The following is an 11,250-nucleotide window of genomic DNA, read 5'->3' as shown; positions in this document are numbered from 1 at the left end:
ATGAGTCCGGACCCTAGCGGATCAGGCGCACCTGTCCCGCCTGTTTCGGCGCCGGTTCGGCGTCACGCCGTGGAAATGGCGTCGGGCGCGCAAGGGCGACGCGTTCCCCCAAAACCAAATCGCCGCGCCGACGGGCCACGCCGATCGCCAATCCGTGCCCTGAACGGCGATATCCCCCTTCGGTCTTTTTAGACCAAGAGGAGCCGCGGCCGCTTTTGAGGGTCGACGGCTCGGACCGCGTTCGGGCCTTGGTCCCGGTCGTGAACGGCGGCGCGGGCGTGATGGCTTACAGGGGAGAGGAACGCCCGATCTTGGGAAATAAGGGGCGTTCGCGCCGGGGCCGATCCCGACGACCGAACGGTTCGGGTGGCTCCCAAAAAGCGCCGCCTCGGTGCTCAGAGCGCGATCAAACGTCGTTGTCATTGCCGCGAGGGCGCACGATAGGTCTGAGGCGTGGCGAACTCCAGGCCGCCTGCAACTCAACGAACGTCAGGTTCCGCCGCCCATGGCCCCTCGCCGGCCTCTACGAGGCGCTGCCAGCGACGCCAGACGTTATGACGAGCAGGGCTCGGCAGCCTGTCTCTCCCAACTGAAGACAACGGCGTAGAAGACCTCGCTCTGGAATGCAGCCTCCAGTGCGAGAGCATCGCCTCGACGCCTGATATCTTCGGCCGCACTCTCCACACTGAGAGCGATCATCGCGCCGAAAACAACTACCGCCAGTTCAATGAGTCGCGTGCGGCTCAACGGCCATCTGACGCGCGGCCTTCCACGCGATTCGATTTCGGCCTCGGACAATCGATACCCCGCGCAGGCACGCGACAAGGACTAGAAGCGGTTCTGACGCTATCATTTTCCCGGCGGCAGGGCTTCACTTAGGTAATCTATGACCGCGTAGACGTCGTCGGCGGGGGCGACCATGCCGTTGGTCTCCATCCGGGCGACGGTGGCGTCCCATTCCTCGGGCGTGCGTCCCTGGGCGGTAACCAGGCTCAGGGAGTGGCAGCCGCTGCACAGACGCTGGGCGATCTCGCGGCCCTCGCCCTCCGGCAGGGCGACCGCGGCCTCGGCGCTCGGCTTGGTCGCCGCCGCGGGAGCGGCAGGCTCGGCCGGCGGCGCGACAGGCGCGGTGGGGGCCGGCGTAGGCGTCGATGTCTTGGCCGGTTCGCCTCGGCCGCAGCCGGACAGCAGCGCCGCGGCGGCGAGCAGGGCCGCGGCCGTCGACAGCGAGGCGGGGAAACGAACGAAACCCATCACAGACTCTCCAGAGGACGCGGCGCGGGCTCGGCGATCCGCTCCACGCGGCCGACAACGAAGGTGTAGGAAAAGGCGCCGATGAGCGCGAGGCCGCCGATGAGCGCCAGGCCGCCGAAGAAGGATCCCGTCGCTGCGACGATGAAGCCGATCAGGATGGGCGTCACGATCCCCGCCAGATTAGTGCAGAAGTTGAACAGGCCGGCGGTCAGGCCGATCAGGCTCTTAGGCGCCACGTCCGAGATCAGCGTCCAACCCAGGTTTGACATCCCCTGACCGAAGAAGGCCACCGACATCACCGCGATCACCAGAGCGTCGGATTCCAGGAAGGCGGCGGTGATGATGGTCGAGGACAGCATCAGTCCACCCACGATCGGCAGCTTGCGGCCCAGTGTGGCCGAGCCGCTGCGCTTGACCAGGAAGTCCGAGATCTGGCCGCCGACCAGCACGCCGACCGAGGCGGCGATGAAGGGCAGCACCGCCATCCAGCCGACCTTCAGCCAGGGCATGTCGCGTTCGGTGATCAGATAGGTGGGGAACCAGGTCAGGAAGAAGACCAGGGTGGCGTTGGTGGCGAACTGACCGATGGAGGCGCCCAGAATCTGACGCCGGCTGAGCAGCCAGCCCATCTGGCGCCACGAGAAGCTGGTGTTGGCGGCGGTCTGGCTGAAGCCGCCCCCGCCCTTGGCGATGTGGTCCAGTTCGGCCTTGTTGGCCCAGCGGCTGTGCTCCGGGTCGCGATAGATGAACCACCAGATGGCGGCGAACACCAGCCCGACGGCGCCGGCGATCACAAACAGGGCGCGCCAGCCGAACGTGCCGGTCACCCAGAACAGCAAGGGGCTGAGGAAGGCGATGCCGAAATACATCCCGACCGAATAGACGCTGTTGGCGCGCGCCCGTTCGTGCTGGGGAAACCAGGCGACCAGGATGCGGCTGTTGGCGGGAAAGCAGGGTGCCTCAGCCGCGCCCAGTCCCAGTCGATAGACGATCAGGGAGATCAGGCCCGTGGCGAAGCCCTGCAGGGCGGTGAAGATCGACCACAGCCCCACGGAAAGCCCATAGGTCAGCCGCACCCCGAACCGGTCCAGGAACATTCCGCCCGGAATCTGCGCCAAGGCGTAGCTCCAGGAGAAGGCCGAGAAGACCAGGCCCATGACCGCCGCGCCGATGCCGAGGTCTTCGACCATGCGCGGGGCCGCGACCGCCAGCAGCGACCGGTCCAGGTAGTTGATCATGGTGCCGATCGCGATCAGCGCCAATACGCCGTAGCGCGCGTTGCTGCGTCTCAGGGTCGCCACCGCGGCGGGGGCCAGGTCCATTCGACTCGTCCTTGTGACTGTCGCCGGTGAAGGCGGAAAAGAAGGGCCCTGCGAGACAGGGGATCTCGCAGGGCTTGCGGCGCTAGGGGAGGACGAATGCGTTCAAGGTGTCCGACATTCTTCTAGCGCCAACGGCGGTGCCGCCGGCGCCCACCACGACGACATACTGCTTGCCGTTCTTGCCCATGTAAGTGATGGGCGTGGAGTGGGCGCTGGCGTCGAGTTCGACCGACCACAGCTGGCGTCCGTTGCGGGCGTCATAGGCGCGGAACGTCCTGTCGTTGGTGGCTCCGATGAAGACCAGGCCGCTGGCGGTCTGGATGTTTCCGCCCAGGTTGCGGGCGCCGGTGGCGATATCGGTGTCCAGTCCGCGAATGGTCCCCAGCGGCGCGCGCCACAGGATCTCGCCCCGGCTGACGCTGACCGCGACCAGTTCCCCCCACGGCGTGGGCGTGCACGGCAGGGCGGTGTCGCGGTCCACGCGATAGATGAAGCCGGACTGGGTAATGGCGCCGGTCTCGTTGGCGGGTGGGCGACGACGCGGGCGCATGCCCTGGAACATCGGCGTCACAGGCCCCGCCGGACGAAATTGACCCATGTTCTGAACGTTGACGATGAAGACGTCGTCGTTGGGATCATAGGATGGGCCGCCCCAGTTGGGTCCGCCCAGGGTCGAGGGGAAGCTCAGCGTGCCCCGGCTCAGCAGCGGCCGTCCGTACAGGCCCGTCACCTGGATGTTGTTCTTGTCCCAGAAGGCGGTGCAGTAGGCGTACTGCTCGGGCGTGATGTTGGGGATTTCGTCGCGCGTCATGGTGACCCGGGCCAAGGGGCCGGGGCGCGCGGGGATCGGCTGTGTCGGCCAGGCGTCGTCGTTCGGGTCGTCGCTGCGCGGCGTCGGCTGTTCCTTGACCTCGTGCAGCGGCTGGCCGGTCTGGCGGTCGAACACGAAGAACAGGCCCTGCTTTCCGGTCAGGGCGACGCCTTGCACGGCGGCGCCGTCCTTGCGGAAGTTGACCAGAACCGGCGGCGTCGGCTGATCCCAGTCCCACAGGTCCTTGTGGGTGATCTGCTGATACCATTTCAGCTTGCCGGTGTTGGCGTCCAGCGCCAGCAGGCTGTTGGAGTAGAGCTCAGGCCCCGCCGCACGGCCGTTCAGGTCGCCCACCGGCGCGAAAATGATGCCGTTCTCTTCGTCGATGGTGATCGTCGACCACACATTGGCGCCGCTGCGGTCGCGCCATTCGTCGTTGGTGTAGGTCTCGTTGTTGGCCTCGCCCGGCTGGGGCACGGTGTGGAAGGACCACACCAGCTCGCCGGTGCGGGCGTCCCAGGCGCGCACGTCGCCGCGCGGTCCGGGCGGCCCCATCTCGCCTGGACGCGAGCCGGTGATGATCAGATTCTTGTAGATCGCGACCGGGTTGGGGATGGTCCAGGTCTCGCGGCGGCTCTCGCCGACCTGGGGCGAAGCAACGCCGGCGTAAGCGTCGACGCGGCCGTTCTGGCCGAAGTCCTCGGCCAGCTGATGGGTCTTGATGTCCAGCGCGGCCAGATAGCCGCGATCGGTGGCGAAGATGATGCGCGGGCCTCGACGCCCCTCGCCGGGCCAGTAGGCGATGCCGCGCCCGTGGATGTTCAGGTCCGAGACGTAGCGCCACAGGACGTTGCCGGTCTCGGGCTCCAGCGCCGTGATGGTCGACTTCAACTCGGGCTTGGCGGGATTGGTCGGGGTGGAGACATACATCGCCCCGTCGATCACCAGCGGCGTCACCTCCCAGCGGTAGTCCAGGCCGCGGTCGCCGTTCTCGTCGGTTCCGCCGCCGTAGCGGAAAGTCCAGGCGCGCTGAAGCGAGCCCACATTGTCAGGGGTGATCTGCGTCAGCGGCGAGAAGTTGGTCGCGCCTGGGTTTTCACCGTAGCTGCGCCATTCGCTGCCGTCGTCGGGGTGCGCCGCATCTCGCGCGCAGGCCGCGACCAAGAGCGCCAGGCCCAGCCCGACGCCCGTCAGGGCTCTCTTGTTCATTGAGCGGTCCTCTCCATGCTCGATTGTTGCGTGTCCGGCGTGACGTCCGCCTGGGTCAGGCCCAGCGCCCAGCGGATGCCCTCCAGATAGAGCCGGCGGATGGCCGGATTGTCCCAGGCCTCGTCCAGATGGCCGAAGGTCGAGACGAAGACCCGCCCCTGCCCGTATTCGCGCGCCCATACGACCGGGAAGTCTCCATCGGGGTGGCGCGCCAACAGCTCGGGCGCCAAGGCCTGGGCGTCCAGGCGAAGGATGGTGTGGATCCGGCTCGGGTCGTAGGGCGCGGTCAGATACTGATACTGATCGGCGACTTCGCTGGGAAATCCGTCGACGCCCGGGAAATCGGGATCCTCGACCACCAGGCGGCGGGGCGCGACGGGGAACTCGCCCTCCATCAGGCCGCCGATCATCTCCAGATATTCGGGCCAGTCGTAGAAGGCGATGGTCGAGGCGTGTCCGCCGATGAAGCCCTTGCCCTCGCGCACGAAGGCCAGCAGGTCGGCCTTCTGGGCATCGGACAGCGTCCCTTCCCCGCTGCCCAAGAAGAAGACGGCGTCGAAATATTCAAGGTTGCGGGCGTTGACGTAACGACCGCTGTAGCGCGCGCCCACGCCCTCGATCGGTTCGCTCGTCAGGAGCTGGGAATCGGTCCTGAGGAAGGCGACGAAGTCGCCGCTCTCGCGCCCCATCCGCTCGATCTCTGCCATGGCGCGGCTGATGGAGTCATGCTGAAAGCCGGTCTGGACGTCGGCTACGACCAGCAGCTTCTTCTTGCCTGCGTAGGGATCGCGCATACCCGGCGGCGCCGACGTTCCCGGCGCCTGAGCCGTCGCCGGCAGCCCGCCCAGCGAGATGCAGAGCATCGCCGTGAGCATCATCAGAAAGCGAACCGTGCGGGCCATGCCCCCTCCTTGTCGTCGGAGACGCGGGAAGGGGTCGCCCCTTCCCGCGTCGGGGTCTTCAGAATCGCTTGCTCAGTTCGAACGACCACACTCGGCCGAACGGGTTGTGGTTGCCCAGATCGACCGCGCTGGTGCCGCTGAGCACGATGGGCGGGTCCTCGTCGGTGACGTTCTGCACCGTCATGGCGATCCGCACCCCGTTCAGGGCGGCGATGGCGGCGTTCTCGAACTCATAGGCCAGGCCGGCGTCGACCGTGGTCCACGACGGCACTTCGCTATCAGGCAATTTCTGGCCAGCGACCGTGATGGTGGCGTTGTTCAGATAGGAGCCGACATAGTTGGCCTGGACGTTCGCGGTCAGGCCGCCGCGCGTCAGCACCACGCCCGCACGCCCCCGCTCCGACACCTGGAAGCCGTAGGTGTCCAAGGCGTCGAACAGCGGCCCGCCGGCGACCACGCTCTTTTCCAAATTCAGGATCTTGGAGAAGCTGGCGCTGAAGGCCAGTTGGCCGAACGGCGTCGCGTGCCGGTAGTTGGCGCCGAAATCCAGGCCGCTCTGCTTGACCTGGCCCAGATTCAGCCGCCCGCCCGAGATGATTCCGACCAGCGAGCAGTCGTTGATCGTCGAGGGAGAATAGACCGCATTCGGATCGGTCAGCCACGGCAGATAGGCCGGGTTGTAGGTCGAATAGTCGCCGTTGACGCAGGTGGTCGGCTGAGGCGCGGTGATGAAGAAGTCCTCGTAGAGGTCGTAGGTCTCCGGACTGGACAGGATCAGCGTCTGGTTCGGCAGGTTTTCGATTCTGTCGGTATAGTTGACGTTGTAGTAGGTCAGGCTCAGCCGCAGGTCCGGCAGGGCGTTAGGCCGATACTCGCCGCCGGCCGACCAGATGGTGGCGGTCTCGGGCTGCAAGCCCGCCGTGTTCCCGGTGCGCGACAGCACGGCGCTCTGACCGGTCGAGCCGATGGTCACCGGAATGCTCGGATCGTTCAGGCCGTTGCTGACATAGACCCGGTTGGTCTGGCCAACCGTCGCCGGATTGGCCTCGATCAGCGTCGGCGCCCGGAACGAGGTGCCCCAGCTGCCGCGGAACAGGAACTCGTCGGTGGCGCGCCAAGTGATCCCGATCTTGGGATTGGTGGTGTCGCCCGCGTCCGAATAGCTGTCGTAGCGGATGGCCGCGCTCAGATCGAGCGACTGCACGAACGGGACGGCCTGCTCGGCGCCCAGCAGAGGCACGAACACCTCTGCGAAGGCGGAGGACACGTCACGGTCGCTCTTGGTGAAGCGCGACGTCTGATAGTCGCCCGCCAGGTTCAGGGTGTTCTGCGCCTTCAGGTACAGCTTGTAGCGGGAATATTCCGCACCCGCCGCCAGGCGCACCTGCCCGGCCGGCAGGGTCATCAGGGGGCCATCGATCTTGCCGACAGCGTCGAACAGGACGGTGTCGTACTGCTGGATGAAGCCGCCGACCAGGGCATCGGCCGCTGCTTGCGGACCCAGCTGATAGGGGTTAAAGCCCCACGACGGATCGTTGGCGATCACGCGGGCCACCGTGGTGTTCACCTGCGGCTGGCAGACGTTGCAGGAATCGGTCTTGCCGTAGGTGAGCAGGCCCGAGAACTGATAATCGCGCGGCAGCTCCATGGTCAGATCGACCGAATGGTTGATCGTCTCCTCGCGATTGTCCTGGCTGCGCGAAGTGCCGAGGTTGTTCAGCGAATAGTTGTAGACGACCGTCTGGTTGGCCGTCGGGTTGGGCAGACCTTGGATGTAGTACGGGCTGCTGGGCGTCACCGTGATCGCGACGCGCTCGAACCCGTCGCCGGCCCGCGACGAATTGGTGCGCAGGTTGTACATGCCCGTGTAGCCCATCTCGAGCCCCGGGGCGAACTCCTGGCGGACCTTGATCAGCGCCGCGTGGCGCTCCCGCTCGGTATAGAAGTCGTACAGGTACGAGGAGTCGTAGAGGGCGGGGTCGCCGCGCATCGCCAGAACATCGGCGGCGTTCGGCACCGCCCCGCCCGTCGCCGGCAGACCATACACGGTGTTGCCGATCAGCAGCGCGCCCGGCAGGTCGGGATAGACGGTCGTGCCGACCAGGCGGTTGTCGTTGCCGCCGTACTGGGTCAGGTCCTGCATCAGATAGGGACGGGCGCTGCGGGGCACGCTGTCGTTCTTGTCCCACGCGCCGGCGATCATCATGCTGCCGCCGCTCCAGCGCCGGCCGATGACGCCGTCCAGCTCGTACTTGTCATACAGGCTGTGAGTATAGCGGCTGCTGATCTCTGCGCCGTCGTAATTCTTGCGAAGGATGTAGTTGACCACGCCGGCGACGGCGTCGGAGCCGTAAATGGCCGAGGCGCCGTCGGTCACGACCTCGACGCGCTCCACTGCGCTGAACGGGATCAGATTGGGATCGGACACCTGGGCGTTGCCGCCCTGGGGCACCACGCGCCGGCCGTCGAACAGAACCAGGGTGGCGTTGTTGCCCAGCCCGCGCAGGTTGACCCCCGCCGCGCGACCGCCCGAGGACGTCAGGGTCGTGCCCTGGTTGGACGCTTGCGGCAGTTGCGCCACGATTGCCGACAGGTCGCGCGCGGGCGCCTGTTGCAACTCCTCGCGGTTCACCCCGACCGTGGCGGAGCCGACGGGGGCGACGCCCCGGATCGCCGTGCCGGTGACGACGATCTCTTCGACCTCGACCGCTTCGGATGACGGCGGTTGGGCCGAAGCCTCGATCGCCGTGGTCTCGATTTCGGCTTCCTGAGCCAGGGCGGCTCCGGCGAACATCAGGCCGGCCAGGGCGGCCGATCCCATCAGCATGGTCCGGCCCAGCATCGGCAGGACGCGCCCCTCGCGACGCTCTTCTCTCTCGAACATTATGGTTTTCCTTCCCCTTTCGGAGCCCAGTCTGCGCAGGCTTCCGACTTTCCGATTTTTGCTAGATCAATGGTTGGACACGTCTTTTCAGGCTATCGTTCCTCTCCAGAATGGTCTTGGCGCGGCGTACCGCGGGCAGGTCGATCATCACGCCGTTCAGGCCGAAGGCCCCGCCGTCGCCGGCCTGGGCGGCAGCCAGCACCGCCTCGGCTCGTCGAAGTTCGTCCTCGGTTGGCGAGAAGACCGCGTTGAGCACGGCGATCTGCGACGGGTGGATGCAGGTCGACCCCGTCATGCCGAGCGTGCGCGAGCGGCGAGCCAGCGCCTCATAGGCGTCCAGGTCGTCATAGCGGGTCGCCGCCCCGATCAAACCCAAGGGCGTCACGCCGTTCGCCGCGGCGGCGACGACCATCTGCTGGCGCGCGAACTGCAACGCGGCCTCGCAGGGTTCGACTCCCAGGTCGGCGGCCAGATCTTCATTGCCCAGATTGACCGCGACGACGCGCGAACTGGCGGCCAGTGTCTCGGGCATGGCCAGGACTCCCCGCGCGCTCTCGACCAGGACCATCATGACAACCGTGTCCGCGGCTCGTCCTGCTCCGGCTTCCGCGGCGGCGATCAGGTCGGCCGCCGCCTCCACCGCCCGCGGCGAGTCCGCCTTGGGAAGCACGATCCCCATCGCCCCGGCGTCGACTGCGGCGGTCACATCGCCCTCAAGCAGGTCGTCTTCGGCGTTGACGCGCACCAGGACGTCCCCACCCCAGCGCGAGACCGAGGCGAGGGCGTCGACCAATCCCGCCCGGGCCCGCCCCTTCAGCGGACCGGCAACCGCGTCCTCGAGGTCCAGGATCACGGCGTCGGCCGCCTGGATGCGGGCCGACGCGACATGCTTGTCGCTGTGCGCCGGAACGTACTGAAGGGACCGCCACGGCCGGGTCATGCCGCGTCCTCCGGCGCCGCGTCCGCAGCGCCGCCGCCGATGACTCCCTCGGCCGCGAGGCGGCGGTATTCGGTCTCGTCGACGCCAAGTTCAGCCAGCAGCGCGCGACTGTGCTGGCCCACATCGGGCGCGGGCGTGCGGATCGATCCCGGCGTCCTGGACAGGCGCGGCACCACCGCGTGCATCGGCAGGGCGTCCAGTTCCGGATCGGGATAGTCCGCGAGAATTTCGCGCTCCACCACGTGCGGATCTTCCATGATCTGGGCGATGTCGTAGATCGGCCCCACCGTGACCTCGGCCTGTTCCATCAGGCGGACGATCTCGTCCTGGTCGTGCCGGGCGAAGAACTCCCCGATGGCCGCGTCGAGTTCCTCGACGTGCTGCAGGCGTTCCGCGTTGGTCGCGAAGCGGGGGTTCTCGACCATGTCCTCGCGGCCGATGGCGCGCAGGATTCGCATCGCCATCTTCTGGGTCGACCCCGACAGGCTGACGTATTTGCCGTCGCGGCAGCGATAGACGTTGCGCGGCGCCGAGTTCGACGACCGGCTTCCCGTCCGTTCGCGCAGGGCGCCGGTCAGGCGGTAGTTCGCCGCCTGCGGCCCCAGCAGGGCGAACAACGGATCATAGAGCGGCAGGTCGATCACCTGTCCCGTTCCGTCGGGCTTCTCGGCCTCGCGCAGGGCCATAAGGGCGGCCGAGACGCCATAGACGCCCGCGACCCCGTCCGCGAGGTACATGGGCGGCAGGACCGGCTCGCGGTCGGCGAAACCATTGATGGCCGCGAAGCCCGACATGCCTTCCACCACGGTCCCGAAGCCCGGACGCTGGCGGTAGGGGCCGTCCTGGCCCCAGCCCGAGATGCGCACGATCACCAGCTTCGGGTTGGCCGCCAGCAGCGCCTCGGGTCCAAGGCCCATCTTCTCCAGGACGCCTGGGCGAAAGCTCTCGACGAAGAGGGCCGAGGTGGCCGCCAGCTTCAGCAGCAGGTCGCGCGCGCCCGGCTTTCTGGTGTCCACGCACATGCTCTTCTTGTTGCGGGCGTAGATCTTCCAGTGGGTCGAGACGTCCGCTGTCTTCCAGGCCCGCAGCGTATCGCCCGCCGGCGGCTCGACCTTGACGATCTCGGCCCCGAAGTCCCCCAGCATCTGCGTCAGGACATTGCCGGCGAACAGCCGCGACAGGTCCAGCACACGCACGCCGCTCAGAGGCCCCACCGCGTCGGGCTGATAGGCGCGCCTGTGCAGGCCGCCGGCCGGTGGCGAACCTTGGTCAGTCATTGCCGGTCGCCAGGAAGTCGGCGATGTCCCAATAGCCGGTGCGAGGCATGGGCACGTCGCCGCGCGTACGCACTTCCAGCAGGAAGGGTTTGTCGACCGCCATCGCGGCCCGCACACCCGCCTCCAGATCGTCAGGCTCCTCGATCAGCGCAGAGTCGATGCCGAACGATCGGGCCAGCAGCTGGAAGTCCGGGTTGTAGAGCTCCCCGTCGGGCGCCCGGAATTCGGTGCCGGTCTTGTTGTGGAAATAGGTCGTGCCGACGGTGCGGATGGTCGAGTAGCAGAAGTTGTTGAACAGCACCCACAGCACCGGGACGTTCAGCTCGACCGCCGTCGTCAGGGCGCCCAGGACCGACATCAAACCGCCGTCCCCGACCAGACCCAGCACCTTGCGATCCGGCGCGCCCATCTTGGCGCCGACCGCCGCGCCCGGCGAATAGCCCATGGTCGCCATGCCGCCCGAGGTAATGAAGCCGTTGCGGCCCGGAATCTCCAACTGCTGGCCTGCGCCGTTCTTGTTCCAGCCCACATCCGTCACGAAGACCGCATCGTCCGGCGCCGCGTCGGACAGCACCTTGAGTAGGCGCGCCGGGTGGATCGGCTTGGTGTCGATCTCCTGGGTGTTTTTCAGTTCCTCGCGCCAGGCCGCCT

At 67.2% G+C, this 11,250-nt stretch carries 8 protein-coding genes; all 8 read right to left on the bottom strand.

Annotated features, from left to right (window positions below):
• Window positions 1–849 precede the first annotated feature (849 nt).
• Window positions 850–1,254: a hypothetical protein gene (locus B2U11_RS04775; protein WP_292070293.1), complete on the bottom strand. Its 405-nt coding sequence runs from the start codon at window positions 1,252–1,254 to the stop codon at window positions 850–852.
• Complete coding sequence (locus tag B2U11_RS04770; RefSeq protein WP_292070292.1) at window positions 1,254–2,576, bottom strand: MFS transporter; 1,323 nt, start codon at window positions 2,574–2,576, stop codon at window positions 1,254–1,256. Before B2U11_RS04770 ends, B2U11_RS04775 begins: the two co-directional genes overlap by 1 nt.
• Window positions 2,577–2,658: 82 nt before the next feature.
• Window positions 2,659–4,596: a PQQ-binding-like beta-propeller repeat protein gene (locus B2U11_RS04765; protein WP_292070291.1), complete on the bottom strand. Its 1,938-nt coding sequence runs from the start codon at window positions 4,594–4,596 to the stop codon at window positions 2,659–2,661.
• A complete protein-coding gene (locus tag B2U11_RS04760) occupies window positions 4,593–5,498 on the bottom strand; it encodes a ThuA domain-containing protein (RefSeq protein WP_292070290.1) in 906 nt (301 codons plus the stop codon). Before B2U11_RS04760 ends, B2U11_RS04765 begins: the two co-directional genes overlap by 4 nt.
• A gap of 58 nt (window positions 5,499–5,556) precedes the next feature.
• Entirely contained in the window at window positions 5,557–8,382 is a 2,826-nt protein-coding gene (locus B2U11_RS04755) for a TonB-dependent receptor domain-containing protein (protein WP_292070289.1), read from the bottom strand.
• A 61-nt stretch (window positions 8,383–8,443) separates the two neighbouring features.
• Entirely contained in the window at window positions 8,444–9,322 is an 879-nt protein-coding gene (locus B2U11_RS04750; RefSeq protein WP_292070287.1) for an HpcH/HpaI aldolase/citrate lyase family protein, read from the bottom strand.
• On the bottom strand, window positions 9,319–10,599 hold the full coding sequence (locus B2U11_RS04745; RefSeq protein ID WP_292070286.1) for a CaiB/BaiF CoA transferase family protein: 1,281 nt from the start codon (window positions 10,597–10,599) through the stop codon (window positions 9,319–9,321). Before B2U11_RS04745 ends, B2U11_RS04750 begins: the two co-directional genes overlap by 4 nt.
• Window positions 10,592–11,250 (bottom strand): thiamine pyrophosphate-dependent enzyme (locus B2U11_RS04740; protein WP_292070285.1); only part of this gene is annotated, 659 nt, incomplete at its 5' end. The genes B2U11_RS04745 and B2U11_RS04740, both read right to left, overlap by 8 nt.

Origin of the sequence: Brevundimonas sp. UBA7534 (assembly GCF_002479325.1) — a bacterium.
GTDB lineage: Bacteria > Pseudomonadota > Alphaproteobacteria > Caulobacterales > Caulobacteraceae > Brevundimonas.
This window is presented reverse-complemented; position numbering and strand designations above follow the sequence as displayed.